25 protein-coding genes are annotated in these 26865 nt (G+C 57.1%); 18 read left to right on the top strand and 7 right to left on the bottom strand.

Features of this window, described 5'->3' with window-relative positions; translation table 11 throughout:
- The 3 genes from rpsR to H6A20_RS00445 all read left to right on the top strand — a co-directional run bounded on the left by rpsR (position 1) and on the right by H6A20_RS00445 (position 2571).
- Complete coding sequence (gene rpsR, locus H6A20_RS00455; protein ID WP_204905192.1) at positions 1 to 264, top strand: 30S ribosomal protein S18; 264 nt, start codon at positions 1 to 3, stop codon at positions 262 to 264.
- Positions 265 to 357: 93 nt separating this feature from the next.
- Positions 358 to 1689 carry a D-serine ammonia-lyase gene (locus H6A20_RS00450; protein ID WP_204905191.1) on the top strand — a complete coding sequence of 444 codons (1332 nt, stop codon included), beginning with the start codon at positions 358 to 360 and terminating at the stop codon, positions 1687 to 1689.
- A gap of 36 nt (positions 1690 to 1725) precedes the next feature.
- Positions 1726 to 2571: a D-amino acid aminotransferase gene (locus tag H6A20_RS00445; RefSeq protein ID WP_204905190.1), complete on the top strand. Its 846-nt coding sequence runs from the start codon at positions 1726 to 1728 to the stop codon at positions 2569 to 2571.
- A gap of 68 nt (positions 2572 to 2639) precedes the next feature.
- On the opposite strand, the gene H6A20_RS00440 is transcribed toward H6A20_RS00445, so the two are convergent.
- Complete coding sequence (locus H6A20_RS00440) at positions 2640 to 4028, bottom strand: TrpB-like pyridoxal phosphate-dependent enzyme (protein WP_204905189.1); 1389 nt, start codon at positions 4026 to 4028, stop codon at positions 2640 to 2642.
- A gap of 203 nt (positions 4029 to 4231) precedes the next feature.
- Between H6A20_RS00440 and H6A20_RS00435 the strand changes: the two genes are divergently transcribed.
- Entirely contained in the window at positions 4232 to 5602 is a 1371-nt protein-coding gene (locus tag H6A20_RS00435) for a MurL-like N-terminal domain-containing (RefSeq protein ID WP_204905188.1), read from the top strand.
- 15 nt (positions 5603 to 5617) lie between these two features.
- A complete protein-coding gene (murD, locus tag H6A20_RS00430) occupies positions 5618 to 7030 on the top strand; it encodes a UDP-N-acetylmuramoyl-L-alanine--D-glutamate ligase (protein ID WP_204905187.1) in 1413 nt (470 codons plus the stop codon).
- 34 nt (positions 7031 to 7064) lie between these two features.
- Here murD and H6A20_RS00425 read toward each other — a convergent pair whose 3' ends face one another.
- Positions 7065 to 7985, bottom strand: coding sequence for an AraC family transcriptional regulator (locus H6A20_RS00425; RefSeq protein ID WP_204905186.1), 921 nt, complete (start codon positions 7983 to 7985; stop codon positions 7065 to 7067).
- A 189-nt stretch (positions 7986 to 8174) separates the two neighbouring features.
- Here H6A20_RS00425 and H6A20_RS00420 point away from each other — a divergent pair, with 189 nt between their 5' ends.
- The 5 genes from H6A20_RS00420 to dnaB all read left to right on the top strand — a co-directional run bounded on the left by H6A20_RS00420 (position 8175) and on the right by dnaB (position 14233).
- Positions 8175 to 9101, top strand: coding sequence for a nucleotidyltransferase family protein (locus H6A20_RS00420; RefSeq protein ID WP_204905185.1), 927 nt, complete (start codon positions 8175 to 8177; stop codon positions 9099 to 9101).
- Between the two features lie 112 nt (positions 9102 to 9213).
- Positions 9214 to 10230: a UDP-glucose 4-epimerase GalE gene (gene galE / locus H6A20_RS00415; RefSeq protein WP_204905184.1), complete on the top strand. Its 1017-nt coding sequence runs from the start codon at positions 9214 to 9216 to the stop codon at positions 10228 to 10230.
- Between the two features lie 138 nt (positions 10231 to 10368).
- A complete protein-coding gene (locus H6A20_RS00410; RefSeq protein WP_204905183.1) occupies positions 10369 to 12429 on the top strand; it encodes a DHH family phosphoesterase in 2061 nt (686 codons plus the stop codon).
- A complete protein-coding gene (rplI, locus tag H6A20_RS00405; protein ID WP_204905182.1) occupies positions 12430 to 12879 on the top strand; it encodes a 50S ribosomal protein L9 in 450 nt (149 codons plus the stop codon).
- Positions 12880 to 12892: 13 nt separating this feature from the next.
- Positions 12893 to 14233, top strand: coding sequence for a replicative DNA helicase (dnaB, locus tag H6A20_RS00400; RefSeq protein WP_204905343.1), 1341 nt, complete (start codon positions 12893 to 12895; stop codon positions 14231 to 14233).
- A 14-nt stretch (positions 14234 to 14247) separates the two neighbouring features.
- Here the strand turns inward: dnaB and H6A20_RS00395 are convergent, their stop codons facing one another.
- Together H6A20_RS00395 and H6A20_RS00390 are read right to left on the bottom strand one after the other, a co-directional pair.
- Positions 14248 to 14607, bottom strand: coding sequence for a hypothetical protein (locus H6A20_RS00395; RefSeq protein WP_204905181.1), 360 nt, complete (start codon positions 14605 to 14607; stop codon positions 14248 to 14250).
- A 187-nt stretch (positions 14608 to 14794) separates the two neighbouring features.
- A complete protein-coding gene (locus H6A20_RS00390; protein ID WP_081958046.1) occupies positions 14795 to 14965 on the bottom strand; it encodes a DUF362 domain-containing protein in 171 nt (56 codons plus the stop codon).
- Positions 14966 to 15173: 208 nt separating this feature from the next.
- Between H6A20_RS00390 and H6A20_RS00385 the strand changes: the two genes are divergently transcribed.
- Positions 15174 to 16379, top strand: coding sequence for a substrate-binding domain-containing protein (locus tag H6A20_RS00385; RefSeq protein ID WP_204905180.1), 1206 nt, complete (start codon positions 15174 to 15176; stop codon positions 16377 to 16379).
- A gap of 10 nt (positions 16380 to 16389) precedes the next feature.
- Here H6A20_RS00385 and H6A20_RS00380 read toward each other — a convergent pair whose 3' ends face one another.
- The 3 genes from H6A20_RS00380 to H6A20_RS00370 are packed head-to-tail and all read right to left on the bottom strand — an operon-like array spanning position 16390 to position 20943.
- Positions 16390 to 17844, bottom strand: a complete 1455-nt coding sequence (locus H6A20_RS00380; protein ID WP_338106517.1) for a sensor histidine kinase — start codon at positions 17842 to 17844, stop codon at positions 16390 to 16392.
- On the bottom strand, positions 17844 to 18545 hold the full coding sequence (locus tag H6A20_RS00375; protein WP_204905179.1) for a response regulator transcription factor: 702 nt from the start codon (positions 18543 to 18545) through the stop codon (positions 17844 to 17846). Before H6A20_RS00375 ends, H6A20_RS00380 begins: the two co-directional genes overlap by 1 nt.
- Before the next feature lie 19 nt (positions 18546 to 18564).
- Positions 18565 to 20943, bottom strand: coding sequence for an endonuclease MutS2 (locus H6A20_RS00370; RefSeq protein WP_204905178.1), 2379 nt, complete (start codon positions 20941 to 20943; stop codon positions 18565 to 18567).
- A 144-nt stretch (positions 20944 to 21087) separates the two neighbouring features.
- Here H6A20_RS00370 and H6A20_RS00365 point away from each other — a divergent pair, with 144 nt between their 5' ends.
- The 7 genes from H6A20_RS00365 (at position 21088) to H6A20_RS00335 (ending at position 26844) form a co-directional block, all read left to right on the top strand.
- Positions 21088 to 22374: a S1C family serine protease gene (locus tag H6A20_RS00365; protein WP_204905177.1), complete on the top strand. Its 1287-nt coding sequence runs from the start codon at positions 21088 to 21090 to the stop codon at positions 22372 to 22374.
- Positions 22375 to 22424: 50 nt separating this feature from the next.
- Positions 22425 to 23369 carry a 3'-5' exoribonuclease YhaM family protein gene (locus tag H6A20_RS00360; protein ID WP_204905176.1) on the top strand — a complete coding sequence of 315 codons (945 nt, stop codon included), beginning with the start codon at positions 22425 to 22427 and terminating at the stop codon, positions 23367 to 23369.
- An 89-nt stretch (positions 23370 to 23458) separates the two neighbouring features.
- A complete protein-coding gene (gene rlmD, locus H6A20_RS00355) occupies positions 23459 to 24898 on the top strand; it encodes a 23S rRNA (uracil(1939)-C(5))-methyltransferase RlmD (protein WP_243426066.1) in 1440 nt (479 codons plus the stop codon).
- A gap of 16 nt (positions 24899 to 24914) precedes the next feature.
- Positions 24915 to 25937: a virulence RhuM family protein gene (locus H6A20_RS00350; RefSeq protein ID WP_204905175.1), complete on the top strand. Its 1023-nt coding sequence runs from the start codon at positions 24915 to 24917 to the stop codon at positions 25935 to 25937.
- A gap of 112 nt (positions 25938 to 26049) precedes the next feature.
- A complete protein-coding gene (locus H6A20_RS13830) occupies positions 26050 to 26202 on the top strand; it encodes a hypothetical protein (RefSeq protein WP_338106516.1) in 153 nt (50 codons plus the stop codon).
- Entirely contained in the window at positions 26202 to 26492 is a 291-nt protein-coding gene (locus tag H6A20_RS00340; RefSeq protein ID WP_204905174.1) for a hypothetical protein, read from the top strand. The genes H6A20_RS13830 and H6A20_RS00340 overlap by 1 nt, the downstream gene beginning before the upstream one ends.
- Positions 26476 to 26844 carry a KilA-N domain-containing protein gene (locus H6A20_RS00335; protein WP_204905173.1) on the top strand — a complete coding sequence of 123 codons (369 nt, stop codon included), beginning with the start codon at positions 26476 to 26478 and terminating at the stop codon, positions 26842 to 26844. Before H6A20_RS00340 ends, H6A20_RS00335 begins: the two co-directional genes overlap by 17 nt.
- Positions 26845 to 26865: the final 21 nt, after the last annotated feature.

The raw sequence follows: 26865 nt of genomic DNA, 5'->3' as shown, positions 1-26865 counted from the left end.
ATGGCTTTCGAGAAGGGAAATCGTCCGGAGGGCGGCTTCAAGAGAAGAGGCGGACGCAGAAGAAAAAAAGTCTGCGTATTCTGCGGAAAAGAGAACAATGAGATCGATTACAAGGATGTAGCAAAGTTAAGAAAATATATCTCTGAGAGAGGCAAGATCCTTCCCAGAAGGATCACAGGCAACTGTGCAAAGCATCAGAGAGCGCTCACTGTAGCGATCAAGAGAGCACGTCACATCGCGCTGATGCCGTACGTGCAGGACTAAGCAGATGATGTGTGAGAGGCAGACGGAAATCCGTCTGCCTCTCTTTCATACAGCCGGACAGACGTCTGCCGGCTTCTGAGAGAGGAGAAAGCGATGATCGATATGGAAAAACTGGAGCGGGAAGTTCCGGTCACAGGAAGTCTGCGGCGGGCAGAGGAGGTAAGCTGGATCAATCCCCGGCTGGAGAGGGCGAAGGACGCGCTGGAAAAGATCCGGCTGACCATGAAAGACGTGGAGGAAGCGGACGCCAGGCTCCGGCGGTTCGCGCCTTTTATCGCAAAAGCGTTTCCCGGGACAGAGTCCGCGGGCGGGATCATAGAGTCTCCGCTGCGGGAGATCCCCCGCATGAAGGAGGCGCTGAACCGGGCCCACGGGGCACGGCTGCAGGGGCGGCTGCTCCTGAAGATGGATTCAGAGCTTGCCGTGGCTGGTTCCGTCAAGGCCCGGGGCGGGATCTATGAAATTCTGGAACATGCGGAGAACCTGGCTCTGCAGGAGGGAGTGATCCGGGAGGGGGAGAACTACGAAGCCTTTGCAGAGCCGCGGATGCGGGCATTCTTCTCCAACTACGCCGTTCACGTGGGCTCCACAGGCAACCTGGGGCTGTCCATCGGCATCATCAGCGCGGCCCTGGGCTTCCGGGTATCTGTGCACATGTCGCAGGACGCCAAACAGTGGAAGAAGGATCTGCTCAGGTCCAAAGGCGTCCGGGTCGTAGAGTATGCGGGAGATTACGGCGAGGCGGTGAAGAATGGCAGGGCAGAGGCGCAGAAAGATCCGAAGGGGTATTTTGTGGATGACGAGAACTCGGTCAGCCTGTTTCTCGGCTACGCGGTGGCAGCGCTGCGCCTGCGCCGGCAGCTTGAGGAGGCGGACGTGCCGGTGGATGAGGAGCATCCGCTGTTTGTCTGCATTCCCTGCGGCGTGGGCGGCGCGCCGGGCGGCATCACGTTCGGTCTCAAGCTGGTGTACGGGGACAGTGCGCACGTGTTCTATGCAGAGCCCGTGCAGGCCTGCTGCATGCTCCTGGGGATCGCCACAGGGCTGCACGACGGGATTTGCGTGCAGGACATCGGCCTGACCGGCCTGACGGAGGCGGACGGACTGGCTGTCGGGAGACCGTCCAAATTTGTGGGAAAGACAGTGGAGCATCTTCTCGCCGGGGAGTTTACAGTGGAGGACGATGCGTTGTATAGTTATATGAAAGAGCTGCTGGACACGGAGGGCTTTTTTATCGAGCCCAGCTCCTGCGCGGCTTTTGCGGGGCCGGAGCGCATAGAGCGGGAGGAGGTGTGCCGCGCGTACACGGAGGCGCACGGCCTTGCTGACAGGATGGGACAGGCGTCCCATATCGTGTGGGCGACGGGCGGCTCTCTTGTGCCGCAGAGCGTACGGGAAGAATTCCTCGGGCGCGCGCCGGAGTAAAAAGTGTGAGAAAGGTATGAAAAAAGGAGAGGCAAAATGAAGACATTAGGGTACTACAACGGCAGATACGGGGAACTGGACGAGATGATGATCCCCATGAACGACAGGGTGTGCTGGTTCGGAGACGGCGTGTACGATGCGGGCCCGTCCCGGAACTACAAGATCTTTGCGCTGGACGAGCATGTGGACCGTTTTTTTAACAGCGCCGGACTGCTGGATATTCAGATGCCGGTGACAAAGGAAGAACTTAAGACCATCCTGCAGGAGATGGTGAACAAGATGGATACGGGAAACCTGTTCGTCTACTACCAGGTGACCCGGGGGACCGGCATCCGTAACCACGTGTTTACGGAAGGGCCGGGCAATCTGTGGATCGCGCTCCGGCCGGCGGAGATCTCGGACGGAACGAAGCCGGTCCGGCTGATCACGGTGGAGGACACCCGGTTCCTGCACTGCAACATCAAGACGCTGAACCTGATCCCGTCCTGCATGGCATCGGAGAAGGCGAAGCAGGCCGGCTGTCAGGAGGCGGTCTTCTACCGCCCGGGCGGCCGCGTGACGGAATGCGCCCACAGCAATGTGCATATCATCCGGGACGGGAAGCTGGTGACAGCGCCGGCGGACAACCTGATCCTTCCGGGCATCGCCAGAGCCCACCTTATCCGGGCCTGCGAGGCGCTGAACATACCGGTGAGCGAGACGCCCTACACGCTGGATGATCTCTTTGCGGCCCAGGAGGTGATCGTGACGAGCTCCAGCAACCTGTGCCTGCCCGCCTGCGAGATCGACGGCAGGCAGGTGGGAGGGAAGGCGCCGGAGCTTCTGGAGCGGCTGCGGGTCTATCTCCTGGAAGAGTTTTACGAGGCGACAAAAGAAGACTAAAGGCAGAGAAAAGAGGCCCCCTCAGATCGCAGCAGGATCTGAGGGGGCCTCTTGACGCGCGCGTTTGTCTATATCCCGTTTCCCGGGAATGCGGGCAGGCCGTCAAAGCCGGCCTTAAGGTCCTCGTCGGATGGGATGTAATCCGTCATCTCGCCGTTGTGGTATTTTTCATAGGCGAACATGTCAAAGTATCCGGTTCCGGTGAGGCCGAAGAGGATCGTCTTCTCCTCGCCGGTCTCCTTGCACTTCATGGCCTCATCGATGGCCACCCTGATGGCGTGGCTGCTCTCCGGGGCGGGCAGGATGCCCTCCACCCGTGCGAACTGCTCGGCCGCGGCGAACACGGAGGTCTGCTCCACGGCCCTCGCCTCCATGTAACCGTCGTGGTAGAGCTGGGAGAGGACCGGGCTCATGCCGTGGTAGCGGAGGCCGCCGGAATGGCTGGGCGACGGGATAAAGCCGCTCCCCAGGGTATACATCTTTGCAAGCGGGCACACCTTGCCTGTGTCGCAGTAATCGTAGGCGTACACGCCCCTTGTGAAGCTGGGGCAGGAGGCCGGCTCCACAGCGATGAAATGATAATCCGCCTCCCCGCGGAGTTTCTCTCCCATAAAGGGGGCGATCAGGCCGGCCAGGTTGGAACCGCCGCCGGCGCATCCGATGATGATGTCCGGGCGGATCCCGTACTTATCCATGGCGATCTTTGTCTCCGTGCCGATAATGGACTGGTGGAGCGCCACCTGGTTGAGCACGCTGCCGAGCACATAGCGGTAGCCCTCCGTGTGGGTGGCCACCTCCACAGCCTCGGAGATGGCGCATCCCAGGCTTCCGGACGTGCCCGGATGCTCGGCCAGGATCTGCCGCCCGATCCGGGTCGTCTCCGAGGGGGAGGGCGTGACGCTGGCCCCGTAGGTCCGCATGACCTCGCGGCGGAAAGGCTTCTGTTCGTAGGAGCATTTGACCATGAACACAATGCAGTCCAGATCCAGGTAGGAGCAGGCCATGGAGAGGGCTGTGCCCCACTGGCCGGCGCCTGTCTCGGTGGTCACGCCCTTAAGGCCCTGGTCCTTGGCGTAGAAGGCCTGGGCGATGGCGGAATTGAGCTTGTGGCTGCCGCTTGTATTGTTGCCCTCAAATTTGTAGTAGATCTTTGCCGGCGTCTGCAGCTTCTCCTCCAGGCAGTAGGCGCGCACCAGGGGAGCCGGCCGGTACATCCGGTAGAAATCCCGGATCTTTTTAGGGATCTCGATGTAGCGGTCGTCGTTGTTCAGCTCCTGTTTCACAAGTTCTTCGCAGAATACCTCTCCGAGCTCCTGCGCCGTCATCGGCTGCAGAGTGACCGGGTTTAAGAGGGGTGCTGGCTTGTGTTTCATATCCGCGCGCACATTGTACCATGCGTCCGGCATCTCGCTCTCTTCCAGATAGATTTTATAGGGGATTTTTCTTTCTTCTGCCATGGCTCTCACTCCTTATCAGTTTATAGAGACATTAGCACAGGGGAGGAAAATTGTCAATCTTTTCTGAAAAATATAAAAAATTTTGCGTTAATTGAAGCGGGATCCTGCACCAAAAGGGATGACAACTGCCCGGAATGACTTGAGAAAAGCCCGGAAATGATATAAGATAGACAAAGATAAAAGAATGACAGGCAGGTGCATGTATGTATTCATATACGGACTTAAGAAAAAAATATCCGGAGTTTGTATACCACGGGTATGAGATCGGGGAAGACGACAGCAGGGTGGGGATCGTGTACGACTTTGAGATCCCGGGACTTGCATCCTTCCACCCCACGTGGGAGTTTCCGAAAAAGCCGGGCGAGACAAGATGCTTCCGGGAGAACGGGACATTCCGGAAGCTGGCCTTCTCCCTCGGCATGGTGGAGCTTATAAGCTACTGGAAGACGGCGTGCCCGCCGGTCGTGACGGTGGAGGCGGGAAGTCTTGACGGGGAGCAGATCCTGTGGTGGAAGGACCTCTACTTTAACGGTCTGGGCGAATTCTACTATACGAACGGCATTGAGGAGAACCAGGAGGACTTCATGGAGATCCGTTCGGCGGGGGCTTTGGAGCAGGCGCAGGACGCGCCCCTTGGCCCGGAGGCGCAGGGCTACCTGGTGCCGGTGGGCGGCGGCAAGGATTCAGCTGTGACGCTGTCCCTTCTGGAAGGGGAGAAGGAGAAGAACTGCTGCTATATCATCAATCCCCGGGGCGCCACGCTGAAGACGGTGGAGCGGGCCGGCTACGGGGAAGAGAGGCTTGTCTGTGCGAAGCGCACGCTGGACCGGAACATGCTGGAGCTGAACCGGCAGGGCTTTCTGAACGGCCACACGCCCTACTCGGCGATCGTGGCCTTCTCCGCGACGATCGCCGCCTACATGCGGGGGATCCGGTACATTGCCCTCTCCAATGAGTCCAGCGCCAACGAGAGCACGGTGGAGGGGAGCACGGTGAATCACCAGTACTCCAAGAGCTTCCGGTTTGAGAAGGCGTTCCATGACTACGAGAAGGCGTACATCGCGAGCGGCACGTACTATTTCAGCATGCTGCGGCCTTTAAGCGAGTTCCAGATCGCCAGGTATTTTGCGACGTGCAGGCAGTTCCACGATATTTTCAGAAGCTGCAATGCAGGCAGCAAGGAGGACAAGTGGTGCGGACACTGCCCCAAGTGCCTCTTTGTGTGCCTGATCCTCTCGCCCTTCCTCTCCCGGAAGGAGATCACGGACATCTTCGGGCGGGACATGCTGGAGGACCCGGATATGCTGGAAGATTTCCGCAAGCTGACCGGCATGGAGAAGGAGAAGCCCTTCGAGTGCGTGGGAAGCAGGGATGAGGTAAATGCGGCTGTCAATCTCACCATCAACCGCCTGGAACAGGATGGGGAGGCGCTGCCGGAGCTGTTCCGCTATTATAAGGAAGCCGGACTCTACAGGAAGGAGGATCCGGACAGCAGACGTTTCTTTACTTACTATGACGAGGAAAACCTTCTTCCTGCAGCCTGCGGGGCGCTTGTAAAAGAAAAGTGTTTGTAGAGGGGAGAAAGAAGGATGCTGGATAAGATACGTCAGACAGTGGAAGGGAAGAGGGTGCTCATCCTCGGATTTGGAAGGGAGGGCCGCTCGTCCCTCAGGCTTGTCAGCCGCGCCGGCGGGTGGACAGCCCTTGCGGTGGCGGACCAGGCGCAGGTGGATCCAGGCCGGGAAGGCGGCAGCGCAGAGGTGGAGCTGATCACCGGCAGCCATTACATGGATAAAGAGGTGCTGGATTCCTTTGATATTGTGTTCAAGACGCCGGGGATCGTCCTGCCCATGGAGCCGGAACGATACGCCTGCCGCTTTGTCTCCCAGACCGGGCTTTTCATCGAGCGGTTCCGGGATCAGATCGTGGGGATCACGGGGACGAAGGGAAAGAGCACCACGTCCTCCCTTCTCTGTCACATCCTGAAGGAGACGGGGGAGGACACCGTTCTGGCCGGGAATATCGGCATCCCGGTCTTTGATATCGCGGAGGACATCCTGCCGGGGGAGGTCATCGTGCTGGAGCTCTCCTGCCATCAGTTGGAGCACCTGAAGGTGTCCCCCCACATAGCGGTCCTCCTCAATCTCTATGAGGAGCATCTGGACCACTACGGGACCATGGAGAAATACGTGCGCGCCAAGCAGAATATCTATGCCTGGCAGACAGAGGACGACATCCTGTTCTGCAACGTGGACGTGATGCCGGGGCGGGTGATCGCGGGCGCGGGAGAGGCGAGCGCCTGCGTGCCCTGCCGCTCGGAGATCATCTCCGCCGTCCTTGTGCCGGAGGGGCAGAAAGCCACGGGCGCGGGGGACATCGAGGTGGCCGGACCGGCGGTCCGCTACCGGGGCAGCGGCCTTCGGATCCCGGAGGAGGGCATCTCCCTTTTCGGGCACCACAACTATTTTGATATCGGCGTCGTGTACGGCATCTGCAAGGAATTCTCCATGACGGATGAGAAGTTCCTCAGGGCACTCCGGACGTTCCAGACGCTCCCGCACCGGCTCCAGTACCTGGGCACAAAGAGCGGGCTGCGCTTCTATGACGACTCCATCTCCACCATAGGGGAGACGGCCGTGCAGGCGCTGGAGAGCGTCAAGAACGTGGACAGCATCCTCATCGGCGGCATGGACCGGGGGGTGGATTACAGCCAGTTGGAAGCATACCTGACGGGCAGCAGCGTGCGCCACATCATCCTGATGGAAGAGACCGGGAAGCGGATCTACAGGGAGATACAGGAGCAGTATCCGACCCTGGCCGGCAGCGGCCGCCTGGAGCTGGCGGAGCACCTGGACGACGCGGTGGAGCTTGCCATCCGGCTCGGAGAGGAAGGCGGGGCCTGCGTCCTCTCCCCGGCGGCGGCCAGCTACGGGATCTTCCGGAATTTCGAGGAGCGGGGGGACTACTTTAAAGAGCTGGTATTCGGACGCGGCGAAGTGTAGAAATAACGTGTAAAAAGAGAATGGCAGACGGGACTTACGGCTGAAAGTCCCCGTCTGCCATTGCTTTTATGGAGGAGGCATACTCCGACGGAGTCATGCCTGTGACCTTTTTGAACTGGCGGGAGAAGTAGTGGATGGATGTGTATCCGAGCTGCTCCGCGATCTGGGTGAAATTCATCCGGTTCGTGCGGATGAGCTGTTTGGCCGCGTTCACCTTCATCAGGGAGAAGTACTCGATGATCCCCAGCCCGCTCTGCTCGCGGAAGATCTTCTGGAGCTGGGAACGGCCGATCAGGTTCTCCCGGCACACTTCCTCGATGGTCACATGCCCGTCCAGGTGCGCTTCCAGATAGTCGGCCACCCGGTTGAAGAGCTCCATGTCGCTCTTTTTCTTTGTGGATTTCTGGGGGCGGGGCCGGATGCTTGCCTTCTCCAGGGAGATGGGCTGCGCGGCCCGGCGCAGCAGATGGATCAGGAAGTGCTCCAGGTACAGGCGGATGAGCTGCTCGGCCCCGAACTGCTCCGCCTCCTTGCGGGGCATATTCTGCAGGTAGGGGTCGTCCAGACGGCAGTCGAAGCAGCGGCGCGCCTCGATCACGATATCCGCCAGCAGGTTCCGCTCCGTCTCATCCACCTGCAGGATCTTTCCCCGGAAAAATTCCATGGCGGGGCTGTCGCACTGGAAGGAGACGACCACCAGGTTGGGGGCGCTGTGGCCGGTGGCCTGCACGTCGTGGAACTCCCCGGGCTGGTGGAAGGCCACCTCGCCCCGGTTCAGGATGATGTGCCGGTCTCCGCCCGTCACAGCCACATCCCCCTTGTCCACGCAGACAAACTCCCAGAAGTCGTGGGATTCCCCGGGGAATTTGAAATCGCTCATATATTCAAAGTAGTGGATGCTGTACAGCTTTCCCACGGTGATGGAATCCTTCAGGTCTATCCCGATATAGGGCATACGCGCGCCTCCTTCCTGTTTTGCTTTCTATCATAGCCTACTTTTGCAGAAAAAGCAAAAGTAAAATGCAGATTGTACAAATCAATCACAAAATCAGATAAAGATTTTTGGAAACAGATATACTACAATAGGCGTAGCGATTTGAAAAAGAGACAAGCCACACACAGGTGGGGAAAGGACAGGAATACAATGAAAAAACCAGTTTTAGTGATCATGGCAGCAGGGATGGGAAGCCGGTACGGCGGCCTCAAGCAGATCGATCCGGTGGACCAGGAAGGACATATCATCATGGATTTCTCCATGTACGACGCCAGGAGGGCAGGTTTTGAGAAAGTGATCTTCATCATCAAGAAGGAGATCGAGGAAGATTTCAAACAATCCGTCGGGAACCGGATGAGCGGGATCATGGAAGTGGAGTATGCCTACCAGGATCTCCACAACATCCCGGACGGCTTTGCCGTGCCGGAGGGGCGGGTGAAGCCCTGGGGGACGGCTCACGCCGTTCTCTCCGCCATCGACCTGATCGACGGACCGTTCGCGGTCATCAACGCGGACGACTACTACGGGAAAGAAGCGTTCCAGAAGATCTATGACTACCTCTCCACCCACGAGGACGACGAGAAGTACCGCTACACGATGGTGGGATACCAGCTTGGCAATACCGTGACGGACAACGGCCACGTGGCCCGCGGCCTGTGCGAGATGAACAGCGCCGGTGAGCTGACAGGCATTCAGGAGAGGACACGCATCGAGAAGCGGGACGGCGGCATCGCCTACTCCGAGGACGACGGCGCGACCTGGGTATCCGTCCCGGCCGACACGACCGTCTCCATGAACATGTGGGGCTTTACGAGGAGCATCCTGGATGAGATCCGGGCGGGCTTCCCCGCATTTCTTGAGGAGGGGCTGCAGGCAAACCCGCTGAAATGCGAGTATTTCCTCCCCTCTGTCGTCAGTGAGCTGATCGGCGAAGGCAAGGCGGCCGTGAGCGTTCTTCACTCTGCGGACAAGTGGTACGGCGTCACCTACAAGGAGGACAAGCCGGTCGTCATGGCGGCCATCCAGAAACTGAAGGACGAGGGCGTTTACCCGCAGCACCTCTGGGAGAAGAGGTAGAAAAACGCAGGATTTTTATAATTCACGCAATTATTATTATAGAAAAAGGGCGCAGGCCCTACTATAATTACAGTAGAAATGAAAAAATGATCCAGACAAGGAGGAGACGAAGATGACGATTTTAATCACAGGTGGAGCCGGATATATCGGAAGCCACACGGCTCTGGAGCTGTTAAACGAGGGATATGACGTTGTTGTGTACGACAATCTGTGCAATTCTTCCAGGGAGTCCATCAGGCGTGTGGAGGAGCTGACCGGCAGGAAGATCCGCTTCTACGAGGGGGATGTGCAGGACGAGGAGGCGCTCCTTGAGATGTTTAAGATACAGAAGATCGACGCGGTCATCCACTGCGCGGCCCTCAAGGCAGTGGGCGAGTCCGTGCAGAAGCCGCTGGAATACTACCAGAACAATATCGCCGGCACACTGACCCTCCTGAAGGTCATGCGCGAGGTGGGTGTGAAGAACATCGTCTTCAGCTCTTCCGCAACCGTGTACGGAAGCCCGGAGGAGATGCCCATCACGGAGAACTGCCCGAAGGGACAGTGCACCAACCCCTACGGCTGGACAAAGTCCATGATGGAGCAGATCATGTCCGACGTGCAGAAGGCGGATCCCTCCTGGAACGTCATCCTCCTCAGATACTTCAACCCGGTGGGAGCCCACAAGAGCGGCCGCATCGGCGAGGACCCGAAGGGGATCCCCAACAACCTGATGCCCTACATCTCCCAGGTGGCGGTAGGCAAGCTCGAGAAGCTGGGCGTGTTCGGCGACGACTATGACACCCCGGACGGAACGGGCGTGCGCGACTACATCCACGTGGTGGATCTGGCGATCGGCCATGTGAAGGCCATCAACTATATCTTTACCAATCCGGGACTGGATGTCATCAACCTGGGAACCGGCCAGGGCTACTCCGTGCTGGATATGGTGAAGGCGTTCTCCAAAGCCTGCGGCAGGGACATCCCCTACGAGATCAAACCGCGCCGCGCCGGCGACATTGCCATGTGCTACGCGGATCCGGCCAAAGCGCTCCGGGTGCTCGGCTGGAAGGCACAGAGGGGACTGGACGAGATGTGCGAGGACACATGGAGATGGCAGTCCCAGAACCCGAACGGATATGAAAAATAAGAGGCCGCCGCTCTGGCGCGGCCAGGAGGGCAGGGGCCTTCGCAAAAGGCGGGGGCATCCCTGCCTTTTGTCTTTTCATCAGCGGGAAAAAGTGCTATAATACGGAAAGCAGCTTTTAGTTTTTTGAGGAAACAGATTATGAAAAAGAAAGCAAAACAGAACGTGCGCCTGAAAGGGCAACTGAAGCTCTACATGCAGTGGCCGGCGTTCATGTCCATTCTTCTTGTGGCCATGAACATCTGGATCTACAGGCTGGACAGGAAAGCCGGGCTCCTGATGATGATCTTTGTCCTGATCTATATCGTGATCGTGGGGATCATGTACTTCTACAACAAGTCCCTGGTCATGAAAGATCTGGTGGATTTTGCGGCCCAGTACGGCATTGTGCAGAATACGCTGCTCAAGAAGCTGGCCGTGCCCTACGCCATCCTCCTGGAGGACGGGCGGCTCATGTGGATGAACGAGCAGTTCCGGGAGATCCTGGGGAACAAAGTGAAGGGGGAGGCAGTCCTGAGCCGGTACATCCCGGAGCTGAACCGCAGCATCTTCCCGAAGGACGAGGAGCAGACCGTGGAGATGGAGGTCTACTTTAATTCCAGGGAATACCGGGCCGAGCTGCGCAAGGTGTCTGTGGAGGGCTTCAGCGACTCGGAGCGCCTTCTGGATATGCCGGAGGAGAAGGAGTACTTCGTGGCAGTCTACCTGTCCGATGTGACGGAGCTGAACACGGCCCTGCGGCAGAACGAGGAGCAGCGCCTGGTGGCAGGCCTCATCTACATTGACAACTATGACGAGATGATCGACAGCGTGGAGGAGGTGCGCCAGAGCCTTCTGGTCGCCCTCATCGACAGGAAGATCAACCAGTATATCGCCCGCATGGACGGGATCGTGAAGAAGATGGAGACGGATAAGTACTTCATCGTCATCAAGAAATCCTGCTTTAAGGAGCTGGAGGCGGACCGCTTCTCCCTCCTGGAGGACGTGAAGGCCATCAACATCGGCAACAGCATCCCGCCCACCTTAAGCATCGGCCTGGGACTGAGCCGGAACGCGTATGTGCAGAGCTACAACTATGCCCGGGCGGCCATCGACCTGGCGCTGGCGCGGGGCGGCGACCAGGCGGTCATCAAGGACTCGGACGGCATCACTTACTACGGGGGCAAACGGGAGCAGACTTCCAAGAACACCCGCGTGAAGGCGAGGGTGAAGGCGGAAGCCCTGCGGGAATTCATCACGGTCAACGACACGATCCTTGTCATGGGACACCGGATGACGGACATGGATTCCTTCGGCGCGGCCATCGGCATCTACCGCGCCGCCGCTGCGCTTGAGAAGAAGGCGCATATCGTCCTCAACGACATCTCCGCCACGATCCGCCCGCTGTACGAGGAGTTTGTGGAACATCCCTTCTACCCGGACGACCTGTTCGTCTCATCCGGGGAGGCGAAGGAGATGATCGATGAGAACGCCCTGGTCATCGTGGTGGATACGAACCGGCCGGGCATGACGGAGTGCCCGGAGCTTCTGACGATGACAAAGACCATCGTCGTGTTTGACCATCACAGGCAGGGGAGCGACAACATTGAGAACGCGCTTCTGTCCTACATAGAGCCCTACGCGTCCTCGGCCTGCGAGATGGTGTCCGAGGTGCTCCAGTACATCGTGGACGATGTGCGGATCCCGGCGATCGAGGCCAACAGCCTGTACGCGGGCATCGTGATCGACACAAACAACTTCATGAACAAGACAGGCGTGCGCACCTTCGAGGCGGCGGCGTTCCTGCGTCGGTGCGGCGCGGATATCCCGTTCGTGCGCAAGATGCTCCGGGACGACATGAAGTCCTACCAGGCCAAGGCCGGCATCATCAGCAGCGCGGAGGTGTACCGGGAGCGGTTCGCCATCGCGCGGGGTGAGAACCTGCAGATCGAGAGCCCGACGATCATCGGTGCCCAGGCAGCCAACGAGCTTCTCGATATCGACGGGATCAAAGCTACCTTTGTCCTTACGTCCTACAACGGAAGGATCTATGTGAGCGCCCGCTCCATCGACGAGGTGAACGTCCAGATCATCATGGAGAAGCTGGGCGGCGGCGGACATATGAACGCCTCCGGCGCGCAGTTTGACCACACCAACATGGAGGAGGCCGTGACGGTCCTCAAGCGTGTGATCGATGAAATGACAGAAAAAGGAGATTTATAGATGAAAGTAATTTTGCAGCAGGATGTGAAATCCCTTGGCAAAAAGGGTGACATCGTAGAAGTAAACGACGGATATGCCAGAAACTTCCTTCTGAAGACAAAGAAGGGCGTGGAGGCAAACAGCAGGAACATGAACGACCTGAAGCTCCACAGGGCAAACGAGGACAAGATCGCCCAGGAACAGCTTGAAGCTGCGCAGGAACTGGGAAAGAAGCTCGGCGACAGCAAGGTGACGGTGTCCATCAAGACCGGCGAGGGCGGCAGGGCCTTCGGGTCCGTGTCCTCCAAGGAGATCGCGGCGGCGGTGCAGGAGCAGCTCGGCCTTACGGTTGACAGAAAGAAAGTACAACTGAAAGACCCGCTCAAGTCCCTTGGCACATTCCATGTGCCGGTGAAGCTGCACGCGAAAGTGACGGCGGAGCTTACAGTAGAAGTGACAGAGGAGGCATAGGAACATGCCGGATATGGAGGAAGCTCTCATCAAGCGGGTACCGCCCCACAGCATTGAGGCGGAGCAGTCGGTCGTCGGCGCCATGCTGATGGACAAAGACGCCATCATGACTGCTTCCGAGATCATCAGCGGCAGCGATTTTTATCAGACGTCCTACGGAGTGATCTTTGACTCCATGACGGAGCTCTTCAATGAAGGCAAGCCGGTGGATCTGATCACCCTGCAGGAGAGGCTGAAGGAGAAAAATGTGCCGGAGGAGATCTCCAGCCTGGAGTTTGTCCGGGATCTGGTGACCGCGGTCCCCACATCTGCAAATGTAAAGTATTACGCACAGATCGTCTTTGAGAAATCCATGCTGCGCAGGCTCATCCGGGTGAACGAGGAGATCTCGAACGCCTGCTATGCGGGCGGCGAGTCCATGGAGGCCGTGATGGAGACGGCGGAGAAGCGGATCTTTGAGCTGGCCCAGAAGCGGACGACGGGGGACTATGTCCCGATCAAGGAGATCGTGCTGAACGCCCTGGAGAGGATCGAGCGGGCGTCCCGGACAAAAGGGACCGTCACGGGCATCCCGACAGGGTTCCTGGATCTGGACTACAAGCTCTCCGGCCTGCAGCCGTCGGACCTGATCCTGGTGGCCGCCAGGCCTTCCATGGGAAAGACGGCCTTTGTGCTGAACATTGCCCAGCACGTGGCATTCAAGGCGGAGCGGACCGTGGCGGTCTTCAGCCTGGAGATGTCCAGGGAACAGCTTGTAAACCGTCTCTTCTCCCTGGAATCCCAGGTGGATTCCCAGGCGCTCCGGACAGGCAACCTGAAGGACGACGACTGGGAGAAGCTCATCGAGAGCGCGGGCATCATCGGACAGTCCCGCCTGATCATAGACGACACCCCCGGGATCTCCATCTCGGAGCTGCGCTCCAAATGCCGCAAGTTCAAGCTGGAGCAGGGGCTGGACCTGATCATCATCGACTACCTGCAGCTCATGAGCGGCAGGGTGGGCGGACGGTCCGAGTCCAGGCAGCAGGAGATCTCCGAGATCTCCCGTTCCCTGAAGGGGATCGCCAGGGAGCTCAATGTGCCGGTGATCGCCCTGTCACAGCTCAGCCGTGCGGTGGAGCAGAGGCCGGATCACAGGCCCATGCTCTCGGACCTGCGCGAGTCCGGAGCCATCGAGCAGGACGCGGACGTGGTCATGTTCATCTACCGCGACGACTACTACAACAAGGATACGGAGACGCCGAACCAGGCGGAGATCATCATCGCAAAACAGAGAAACGGCCCCATAGGGACCGTTCACCTGGCATGGCTGCCGGATTACACGAAGTTTGCGAACCTGACCTGGAAAGAGTAACCGTCTGCGGGATATCATCCCGGCAGGAACAGGCGTTTCAGACGCTGGGCCGCTCCCGGCTGCTGCGCAGTCTCTCTTCGAAAGGACTGCTGCTGCCGGATGAGCTGGTCCAGCTTTTTAAATTGTTCTTCCTCCTGCCGCTCCCGCGCGTCCAGAAGGAAGGACATTTCTTTTGCGATCATGGCAGTCAGCACCTCGTTGTTGTTCTCCAGCATGCGCTTGATGCGCAACTGCTCCCGGGTGCGCTTCATATCGGGAATGAGCGCTTTGAGCTCATCGAACGGGACGCCCTGCTCGTACAGCTCCCGGATGCAGTTGTACAGCTTTGTATCCTCTTTTGTCGCGCTGCTCAGTGTGTTCAGTGCATTTCCCATATCCATACCCCCTTTTTTCAGAGTATAGCATGGACGGGCGGACAAGACTGTCGGAAGCAGTCGCAGGCGTGCGCAAATTTCAGCCCCGCAGCGGCACGGGGCGACAAAAAAACAGACCGCCCGCAACAATCTGCAGACGGCCTGTCTTTTGCTATGTTCGTATGCCTTCTATGGAAATACTCCGGAATTAACCCTGGGAGATAGCTCCTGTAGGACACTGAGCAGCGCATGCTCCGCAGTCTACGCAGGCATCCGGATCGATCTCATAGTGATCTGCTCCCTGAGAGATAGCGCCTACCGGACATTCAGCCTCGCAAGCACCGCAGCTTACACACTCGTCACTGATTACATGTGCCATGATATCTTCCTCCTTTGACCTTTGTCAATTATTTATTCATATCATAATACAAATGTCTCAAATATACAAGCCCTGAAGTTGTTCTAAATTAAGCACAAGAGGTTGAGGATCATTTTCAATTTTAAATTTAAGATTTTTTTCAACACTTTTTCAAACTTTTGGTGTATAGTGTTTGTAGTCAGAAATTCAGTGATTTGGAGTGGAGAAAATGAGAGAGATAAAGAGAGTAGCTGCGCTCGCGGCGGGCGCGGCTCTTTTGCTGGCAGGCTGTGGACAGGCTGGAGAAGGAAGCGGGCAGGAAGCCCAGGGGACCGGCGCGCAGAAGGAGGAGAAGGTGGATGTCCAGGCGGTGCGCCTGGATGCGCTGGAGCCCTCCGCGTACGGGAATGTGGAAGGCCTTCCCCTGGAAGCCGGGACTTACATCTCCATCATAGGGAAGGCGTCCGGCGGGGAGTTCTGGGACCAGGTGCAGGAAGGCGCAAAGCAGGCTGTCTCGGATATCAACGACACGCTCAGATATAAGGGGAATGATCGGGTGCGCATGGTGTACAGCGGCCCCTCCGAAGAAGGCGACGTGGATGAGCAGGTGAACATTCTGGACGAGGAGCTGGCCAGGTATCCGCAGGCGGTGGGGATCTCCATCATAGATTCCCAGTCCTGCGACGTGCAGTTCGATCTGGCGGCGGAGAACGGCATCTCTGTTGTGACGTACGACTCCCTGAGCGATTACCAGAATATCATGGCGAAGATCAGCACGGACAACGACGCGGCTGCCGGCGAGGCGGCGGACCGGCTGGCCCAGGCCATGCAGGACGAGGGGGAGGTCATGATCTTCGCCCACGATTCCCGCTCCCTGACAACGCAGGAGAGAGTGGACGGATTCGTGCAGAAGATGGAGGCGGAGCATCCCCAGGTGACGGTGGGGAACATCTACTATCTGGACGAGCTGGACGAGCTGAAGCAGACGGCTGCGGATGAGATCAATGCCGGCACCTACGCGAAAGAGGGTGAGACCCCGGCGCCTGTCACGGATGAGGAGAGCCAGCTTACAGCGGAGGATATCTCGGACGAGGAGATCATGGACTACATTTTCGCAAAGAATCCGGACGCCGCGGCCATCTACGGGACAAGCGGCGATGCGGTCATGAGCGCAGTGGACAACAGCAGCCGGCTGGAGAAGGAGGAGATGCGCATCGTCGGCTTTGACGCGACGGGCGAGGAGAAGGAAGCCCTGGAGGAGGGTCTTGTGGACGGTCTGATCGCCCAGAATCCGTACGGGATGGGGTACGCCACGGTCGTGGCCTGCTCCCGGTCCGTGCTGGCGCTCGGCAACGAGGCGCAGATCAGCTCAGGCTACACCTGGATCGATGCAGACAACATGGAAGACCCGTCTGTGGCCGCGATGTTCTATTAGAAGACATGTTTTAATTTCCCCGCTTCGGCAGGGAGAAGATAAATTCAGATCCGACACCTTCCGTACTGATGACGTTGATGTTCTCACCGTGCGCCTGGATCGCTTCCTTTACGATGGACAGTCCAAGGCCGGTGCCGCGTTTGTCTTTCCCGCGGGAGGTGTCTGTCTTGTAGAAGCGCTCCCAGATCTTGTTCAGCGATTCCCTGGGGATGCCGATGCCGTAGTCCTTGACGGAGATATAGACCTTGTCGCCCCGGTCCGTCGTCTCGATGGTGATGCTGGAATCCGCGTCGCTGAACTTGACGGCGTTGTCGATGAGGTTGTAGAGTACCTGCTGGATCTTCTTCCGGTCCGCGTACACGTTGAGATGGCGGGCAGCCAGGAGAAGCTCGATGGAGATCCGCCGCTTTGTACAGATCCCCTCAAAGGAGGCGGCCGTGTTCTTGATGACTTCGTGGATGTCGAAGACCTCCTTGTCCAGCATCAGGTCCCTGCGGTCGAACTCGTTCAGGGTCAGCAGATCCTGGGTCAGGTCGGTCAGACGCTCGGTCTCAAAGAGGATGATGTTCAGGTATTTCTGCTGCATTTCCGGCGGGATCGTGCCGTCCGCCATGGCCTCCACATATCCCTTGATGGATGTGAGGGGCGAGCGGAAATCGTGGGATACGTTCGCCACGAATTTCTTCTGGTAATCCTCCATATCCCGCAACTGTGCGGACATGTAGTTGAGGGAGGCGGACAGGTATCCCATCTCGTCCTGGGTGGTGACGGGGATCTCATAGTCCAGGTTGCCGGAGGCATACTGGGTGGCTGCCTCCGTGATCCGGCGCAGGGGCCTGTAGACGAGGAACTGGAAGGCCAGCAGCACCAGGAAGGAGAGAAGGTAGATGAGGATCACTGTGGCGTAGACGGAGCGCATCAGCATATCCCGGAAGTCTGTCAGGTCCGAGACGGACTTGTGGATGAGCAGATACCCCTTTGTGGAAAACCCCTGTACGACAGGGGCGCTGACAGTGATGACGTCCTCGGCGAAGCAGCCGTGATAGTCCCCCTCCTGGTAGGTGGCGCTCCCGCTCTCGGCGGGGTTGAAGCCGGGCACCTGGCCCGGAGCGGCCGGATAGCCGTCCCGGCGGGCGCTGAAGAGCATAGTTCCCTCCTGGTCCACCAGCCAGACGGCGGCCCCCATGTAGGAGGAGAGCCCGCGCAGTTGCATGGTCACCTCCGCGCCGGACACCGCCTCGCTGAAGTAGCCGGGCAGATAGTCGTTGGCCATGGCAGTGGCCTGCGCGTAGAGCCGGTCCGCCTCCGAGGACTTCAGGCTGCTGTAGGTGAGGCCCGAGGCCAGTGTGGCGGACACAAAGAGAGCCAGGAAACCGAGGATGATATAGACGACTATGAATTTCAGATACAGCGTGCTGTTCAGGGGCAGGCTGTCTTTTTTTGTTTTACCGCGCCGGAATGCCATTACCTTACCTCAAATTTGTAGCCGATCCCCCACACGGTCGAAAGCGCCCAGGAGGGATGGTCCTTGATCTTTTCCCGGAGACGCTTGATGTGCACGTCCACGGTGCGTGTGTCCCCGATGTACTCGTATCCCCAGATCTGGTCCAGGAGCTGCTCCCTTGTAAAGACCTGGTTCGGGGAGGCGGCGAGAAAGTAGAGAAGTTCCAGTTCCTTGGGCGGCATGTCTACATTTTTGCCGTCCAGGAGCACGGAGTAGTTTGTCAGGTTGATGACAAGACCCGGATACTCCACGCATTTTCCTTTTTCCTCTTTTGCCTGCTCCTGCCTCGCAGGCTGGTAGCGCCGCAGGACGGCGCGCACCCGGGCGACCATCTCCTTGGAGTCGAAGGGCTTCATGATGTAATCGTCCGCCCCCAGTTCCAGCCCGAGCACTTTGTCGAACACCTCGCCCTTGGCGGAGAGCATGATGATCGGCGTCTGGGAACGGCTGCGGATCTCCCGGCACACCTGGTACCCGTCGATGCCGGGAAGCATCAGGTCCAGGAGGACGAGGTTCGGGTGATACAGGTCAAAAGCTCTCAGCGCCTCCTCCCCGTCGTGCACGATCATTGTGTCAAAACATTCTTTTGCCAGATACAGGGAGATGAGCTCCGCGATGTTCTCATCATCATCTACGATCAGTATTTTCTGCTTGTTTACCATAAGATCCTCCCTTAACTTTCTATTTGAATTCCACGATCGTTACGCCGGCGTCCCCCTCGCCGAAGGCGGCCAGGTGGAAATCTTTTACGTGCTTCTGGCGGCGCAGGTACTTGTGGATGCCTGCCCGGAGGGCGCCTGTGCCTTTGCCGTGTACGATGCGCACCGGACTTAAGTGGGCCAGGTAGGCGTCGTCCAGGTATTTGTCCAGCTCGGCTATGGCCTCGTCCACAGTCTTTCCCAGCAGGTTGATCTCCGGGCTCACGGACATGGCTTTTCCCATCTTCATCTTTCCCTGGGAAGTCCGGCGCATGTTTTTCGCCGCGCTGTAGGACGGCTCGTCGGGAATGATCTCCAGATCCGAGATGTGGACCTGGGAGTTCAGGATGCCCATCTGTACGTTTACGTTTCCCTTCGCGTCGGGGAGGGATGTGACGATGCCGTTCAGGTTCAGGCTCAGGACGCGGACCGACTCGCCCAGTTTGAAGTCGCCGGGCTTGTGCTGCCGGTGCGGCTTTGGCGCCTCCAGCTTTTTGCCGGAGCCGGTGGACGCGATCTTTTTGCGCAGGCGCTCCCGCTCCTTTTCCATCTCGGAGGCGGAGATGTTCTCCTTTCCGAACTTCCGGAAGTTCTTCATGGTCTCGTCCGCCATCTCCTTGGCTTCCTCCAGGATGGCCCGGGCCTTCTCGTTGGCCTCGTCCAGGATGCGCTCCCGCTGGGCGTCCAGCTTCTCCTGGCGGGTCCGGGTCTCGCTTTTCAGCTTTTCAAGTTCCCGGCGGTAGGCGCTGATCTCCTCCTTCTCCCGGTCGATGGTGCGGCGGCTCTGCTCCAGGTCCGTGAGGAGGTCCTCAAAGGATTCCTGCTGGTCGGAGAGCTGCTTCTTCGCCTCGTCGATGATGTAGTCCGGAAGGCCCAGCTTGCTGGAGATGGCGAAGGCGTTGCTCTTTCCCGGGATGCCGATGAGCAGCCGGTAGGTGGGGCGCAGCGTCTCCACATCGAACTCGCAGGACGCGTTCTCCACGCCTTCGGACGTGAGGGCGAAGACCTTCAGCTCGCTGTAGTGGGTGGTGGCCATGGTGCGGACGCCCTGCCGGTGGAGGTGCTCCAGGATGGCGATGGCGAGGGCGGCCCCCTCCGTGGGATCCGTGCCGGCGCCGAGCTCATCGAAGAGGACCAGGCTGTCCGGCGTGATATGCTTTAAAAAGGACACGATGTTTGTCATGTGGGAGGAGAAGGTGCTGAGGCTCTGCTCAATGCTCTGCTCGTCCCCGATGTCTGCGAATACGTTGGAGAACACACCCAGCTCGGAGCGGTCCAGGGCCGGGATGTGGAGGCCTGCCTGCCCCATGAGGGTGAAGAGGCCCACCGTCTTCAGGGAGACGGTCTTGCCGCCGGTGTTGGGGCCGGTGACGATGAGGAGGTCGAAGTCCTCCCCCAGCGTGAGGGAGATGGGGACCACCTTTTTCGGGTCCAGCAGGGGATGGCGGCCCTGGCGGATCCGGATCCGCCTGTCCTGGTTAAACAGCGGGCGGCTGGCGTTCATGGAGAGGGCCAGCGCCCCGCGGGCGAAGATGAAGTCCAGCTCGGTCATGGCTTTGTAGTCCGCCCGGATCGCCCCGGTAAAGCCGGCGGCCTCGTTGCTCAGGTCCGCAAGGATGACCTGGATCTCCTCCTGCTCCCTGCCGTAGAGCTCCTTCAGGTCGTTGTTCAGTTTGACGACGGCCATGGGCTCGATGAAGAGGGTGGATCCGGTGGAGGACTGGTCGTGGATCATGCCGGGCACCTGGCTGCGGTACTCCGCCTTCACGGGGATGCAGTAGCGGTCCCCCCGCATGGTGATGAGGGCGTCCTGCAGGTAATTGCGGAGCGACCCGTTCACAAGGGAGGTGAGGGTGGCGTGGATGCGGTCGTTGGCCATGCTGATCTGCCGCCGGATGTGCTTCAGCCCCGGGCTTGCTTCGTCGCTGATCTCCTCCTCGCTGATGATGCAGCGCTCGATCTCGGAGGACAGGTTTGTGAGGGGTTCAAGGGCGTCAAAATAGACGTCCAGGCAGTCGGCCAGCTCTTCTGCCGTCTCGTGGCGGCCGTAGGCTTTTGCCCGGCCTGCGGCCTTCAGGACCTTGCAGATCCGCAGGAGCTCCCCGGCGCCCAGGACGCCCCCGATCTCCAGCCTTTTCAGGGAGTCGCTGACGGGATCGCAGCCGGAAAAGGAAAGGCGGCCTTTTTTTACGATCCTTGAAAAAGCCGCTTCGGTCTGCTCCTGGGCAGTCTCGATCTTCTGTATATCGGTAAATGGTTTTAAAGACCGGCAGGCGCGCACGCCGCCCGGGCAGGTGGCCTGGGCGGTGAGCAGTTCCACGATCTTGTCAAATTCCAGTTTTGTCAGTGTTTTATGATTCATTTTGTTCACCTGTTTTTTCTGCTTTGTGCAATCATTTGTGCAATTATTATACCGCATACGCAATTTAAAGGAAAGGATAATTATTGAACATTGAGGGGGGATATTGTATACTGAAAAAAGGATTGCACAAGGAGAAGATGCGGCATGGAGTATCGCGAGGATCCGGAGAAGAAAAAAGAGGAAAACCAGGATGTAGGTGAGGAAGAGTTTTCCTTTATCCAGGAGACCATTAAGGACGAGAACGGCGGGTACAGAAAGGTCCGCGCGGCGGTCCTTAGGTGTGCGGGGCTGGGCCTTTTGTTTGGACTGGCGGCCAGCCTGGGGTTCTGCGCGCTCAAACCGTGGGCGGAGGAGCAGTTCTCCGGCAGTCCGGAGAAGATCACCATCCCGGAGGAGGAAGAGGAGGAGACGGCGCAGAACGAGGAGGAAGAGCCTCAGGAGCCGTCCCCTGTCCTGACCGTGGATGATTACAGGGAGATGAACCGCGCTCTTGTGGATGTGGCGAACACATTGAACAGGAGCATGGTGGAGATATCCGTCCAGGTTCCGCAACTGGAAGATACAGAAGGGGGATTTCTGGATGAGGACAGCGTGGCCGGCGTTATTTTCGAGGATAACGGGGCAGAGCTTCTTGTCGCGGGCCGGAGCATATCCGTGCCGGAAGAAGGCGCGCTGCAGGCCAGGCTGGCAGACGGGAAGAGCTATAATATCACGGTGAAGCGGCAGGATACGAATCTTGGCATTGCCGTCTATGCCATCGCAAAGAACGCGCTGCCTGACACGGCCTGGGGACAGATACAGACGGCCGCCCTTGGCAGCTCCGGAGGGATGTCCAAAGGAGAGATGGTCATTGCTGCCGGCAGCCCCTTCGGGTATTACGGCGGCCTTGGGTTTGGCATTATCTCGTCAAACAGGGAGAGCGTGGACCGGGCCGACGGGGATTACAGCCTGCTCTGCACGGATATCGGCGGGAGCAGCGCGGGGACAGGCGTGCTTGCCAATACAGAGGGGGAGATCGTGGGTCTGATCGACCAGGAGCGTTTCTTTGAAGGCGGCGAGGCAGGACCTGTGACAGCGTACGGGATCTCGGATCTGAAGGACGCCCTGGAATTTCTCTCCAACAACCAGGCAGTGCCCTATATTGGCGTATACGGCGTCACGGTGACAGAGGAGCTCACGTCCGGCCAGGGGATCCCCTCCGGCGTGTATGTGCGCGAAGTGGCTGCGGACTCCCCGGCCATGGCGGCAGGCATCCAGAGCGGCGACGTGATCACCCAGGTGGACGGCAGCAAGGTGACGACCCTTTCGGGCTACAGCAGCGCCCTGATGCAACTGGCGGAGGGGGACGAGATCCGCATCCGGGGACAGCGGCAGGGAACCGGCGGGTATGTGGACATCACGTTCCGCGTGACCGTAGGAAGTAAAGGGTAAGAAAACAAGACGATTTTGAGAAAACAGAACAGACAGAAAGAGGCATGCATATGAGATATATCAACACTCTCTGCGAGGGAGAGACGATCCGGAACATTTACCTCTGCAAGGGGAAACGCTCCGCTGAGACGAGAAACGGGAAACCATACGACAATCTGATCCTGCAGGACAAGACAGGGACCCTGGACGGCAAGGTCTGGGATCCGAATTCCAGCGGCATCGCGGAGTACGAGGAGATGGATTTCATTGAGGTGTACGGCGAGGTCATCAGCTACAACAATGCCCTGCAGCTCAACATCAGACAGATCCGCAAAGCCGCGGAAGGCGAGTACACCCCGGCGGACTACATGCCCTCCACGGAGAAGGATCCGGAGGCCATGTACCAGGAGCTCCTGGCCTATGGCCGCCAGGTGAAGAACCCGTACCTGCGCGGGGTGATCGAGTACTACTTTGAGAAGGATCCGGACTTCATCCGGAAGTTCCGGAACCATTCCGCAGCAAAGACCGTGCATCACGGTTTCGCGGGCGGACTTCTGGAACATACGTTAAGCGTGGTGAAATTCTGCGAATATATGGTGGGGGCGTACCCCATCCTCAACAGGGACCTGCTGTATACAGCCGCCATGTGCCACGACATCGGGAAGATCCGGGAGCTCTCCTCCTTCCCGGCCAACGACTACACAGATGACGGGCAGCTCCTTGGGCATATCATCATCGGCGTGGAGATGATCAGCGATGCGATCCGCACGATCCCGGATTTCCCGGAGGTGCTGGCCAGCGAGCTCAAGCACTGCGTGATCTCCCACCACGGGGAGCTGGAATACGGGTCCCCGAAGAAGCCGGCGCTGGCTGAGGCGATGGCGCTCAACTTCGCGGACTGCACAGACGCCAAGATGCAGACGATGACGGAGGCGCTCAAGGACAAGCGCGGCAGCAGGGAGTGGCTTGGATACAACCGGCTGTTTGAATCGAACATTAGAAGAACGGATGTTTAAATTGTATATGGGGACGTAACAAAATTAAAAAGTGTTACGTCCTAAATTTATACAACTGGTGTGTAAAAGTGATGTTATGAGGTATATTTATGCAAGAGTGTATGCAGAAGAATCAATTGGTGACTGTGGAGATCGAGGACATGGGCGCTGGCGGAGAGGGCATCGGGAAGGTAAACGGATGCGCTCTTTTTATTAAAGATGCGATTATTGGCGATGTGGTGGAAGCCAGGATCATGAAGATGAAGAAGAACTATGGTTATGCAAAGTTGCTGAATATTCTTACGCCTTCGATGGCACGCCAAAATGCCAGGTGCCCGGAGGCCCGCCGGTGCGGCGGGTGTCAGATCCAGGAGATGGCCTACGAAGAGCAGCTTGCTTTTAAGAAGGCCAAGGTGAAGAACAGTCTCCTGCGGCTGGGCGGGGTGCCGGAAGATCTGCTCGATACGGTGATGGAAGATATTGTGGGAATGGAGGAACCCTTCCGCTATCGGAACAAGGCCCAGTATCCTGTCGGGCGGGATCGGGAGGGACGCCTGACAGCCGGATTCTATGCGGGCAGGACTCACCAGATCATTTCCCTCCCGGAGATGGACTGCGCGCTCGGCGCAAAAGAAAACCGGGAGATCCTGCAGGTGGTGCTTTCTTTTATGGAGGAGTACGGGATCCAACCGTACGATGAGGAAACGCACAGCGGACTGGTGCGCCACATCCTGATCCGCAAGGGGTTCCGGACCGGGGAGATCATGGTCTGTCTTGTCATCAATGGCGCTGCCATTCCAAACAGCAGTGTGCTGGCGGAGCGGCTGTGCCGGATTCCCGGCATGACGAGCGTTACATACAGTATCAACCGGGAGCGCACGAATGTGATCATGGGAGGAGACATCCGCACGGTATGGGGGCAGGATTATATCACGGACCTCATCGGAGACATCCGGTACCGTATCTCACCGCTTTCCTTCTTCCAAGTCAATCCTGTACAGACGGAAAAACTCTACGGCGCGGCCCTGGAGTTCGCCGGCCTGACCGGGAAGGAGACGGTGTGGGATCTCTACTGCGGCATCGGCACGATCTCGCTTTTCCTGGCGCAGAGGGCCGGCCGGGTATACGGTGTGGAGATCGTGCCCCAGGCCATAGAGGATGCGAAAAAGAATGCCACGCTCAACGAGATCACAAATGCGTCCTTCTACGTGGGAAAAGCGGAGGAAGTGCTTCCGGATCAGTATGCAAAGTACGGTGTGTCGGCGGACGTGATCGTGGTGGATCCTCCTCGGAAGGGCTGTGAGCAGATCGTGCTGGAGACAATGGTCCGCATGCAGCCGGAGCGGATCGTGTACGTGAGCTGCGATCCGGCAACCCTGGGGCGGGATGTGAAATACCTGCGGGAGAACGGGTATGAATTGACGAGAGTGCGGCCTGTGGATATGTTTCCGCAGACGGTGCATGTGGAGACGGTAGTGTTGCTTTCCAAACTTAAATCGGATAAACATATTGAAGTGGAATTGGAAATGGGAGAACTCGATAGAAATTAATGAAATGGAGGAGTGAATGGTGGAGGACAAAAAAGGCAGTTTCGATACTGTTGGAAGCGAAATCCTCATATATCAAACGGATGATGGTCATACAAAAATCGATGTTAAATTTGAAGATGAAACCGTTTGGCTTACACAGGCGCAATTATGCAAACTCTATCAAACGAGTAAATCTAATATCAGTGAGCATATTAAACACATTTTTGAAGAGGGTGAACTAGAGGAATCTTCAGTTGTTCGGAAATTCCGAACAACTGCGGCTGATGGGAAAAACTATAATACAACACACTATAATCTTGATATGATTATTTCTCTTGGGTATAGAGTAAAATCAAAAATTGCTACAAATTTTCGGCGGTGGGCTACTGAACGCCTAAAAGAATATATGATAAAAGGCTTTACAATGGATGATGATCGGCTAAAAAGTCTGGGCGGCGGTAACTACTGGAAAGAACTGTTAGACCGCATACGGGATATACGTTCGTCTGAAAAGGTGATGTACCGGCAGGTTCTTGACCTTTATGCAACGAGTGTTGACTATGATCCTAAGAGTAGTGAATCTATTGCTTTTTTTAAAATGGTGCAGAACAAATTGCATTATGCAGCACACGGACATACAGCAGCAGAGGTTGTATACGAGCGTGCGGATGCGAGTCAGCCTTTCATGGGATTAAAGAGTTTTTCTGGTGACTTTCCTGCTTTAAAGGATATAGGCATTGCAAAGAATTACCTTAATGATGAAGAATTAAAAATATTGAATAATATTGTATCAGGATATTTTGATTTCGCGGAAATTCAGGCTATGCGTCATCATCCTATGTATATGTCAGATTATGTGGAGCATCTTGATAATGTTTTGAAAACTACAGGGGAAAAGGTGCTGCAGGGTGCAGGTACAATCAGCCATGCGCAGGCAATTGAGAAGGCAACAGAAGAGTATAGAAAATATCAGGCACAGAATTTGTCACCGGTTGAAGAGGAATATTTGGAAAGCATTAAAAATATTCAAAGCATAGCGAAGGAAAAAGGGAATAGTTAGACTAAATACGAGTTTGGACAATGATAATCATATTGAGACGGTAGTGCTTTTGTCCCACAAATCTCCAGACGGTGTAAAAGTAGAATTTGGATAAGGCGATGATAAGATATCCTTGGATGCGATTGCAGAAGTGAAAAGGTCTCTGGGACTGACAATGTATGGTGCGCCCAATGCGACAGAGGAGTTAAAACAGCCGAGGAAACGTCCGGCGAAAGAAAAGACAGAAGCGATAACGGAGGCGCTTAAGCATTTTGAGGTAATCTAATGGATGAAAATACTTACCGGATTGCAGAGCAGATAGTCCAATTACATCAGAAAGCCTATGAGGTTTATTTGCCGTTGGTCGAAGATGTGTGCAGCAGAACGGTGTCGGAAGATGAATTGTCACATTTGTTGGATTATTTGCTGGACTTTGTGTGTGATGAAAAAATGCTGGGATTGTACAAAAGGGTATGCAGAAAGTATTTGGATGTATATCCTGACTGTATTAGGTTTTACATCGAAGCATATCGGGAAATGTGGGGAGAGGAGGATACTTATGGCGAAAATTGTTAAGGAGACTATCCATGCAAAAGGTATTGACATAGGAAACTATACTACAAATTTTGAAAATGAATTTATTTCATTAACGGATATTGCAAAATATCGAAATGAGGACGACCCGCGATTTGTGATTCAAAACTGGATGCGAAATAGAAATACGATTGAGTTTTTAGGCGTATGGGAAGAATTGCATAATCCAGATTTTAACCGTGTGCAATTCGAGGCGGTTAAAAATGAGGCTGGATTAAATCGTTTTGTCATGACACCGACAAAGTGGATTACCCCTACCTCGATTCCCTCAGTGTCGACAGTGTTCCACGTAAATTCCGTTGTCACATCCTCGACTACGGTGGCGAGTCCCTGAAAGCCTCCGAACGTAGTATCG

Source organism: Mordavella massiliensis (genome assembly GCF_016901695.1).
Taxonomy (GTDB): Bacteria; Bacillota; Clostridia; order Lachnospirales; family Lachnospiraceae; genus Claveliimonas; species Claveliimonas massiliensis_A.
The sequence above is the reverse complement of the archived record's forward strand: the minus strand, read 5'-3'. Positions and strand labels throughout refer to the sequence as shown.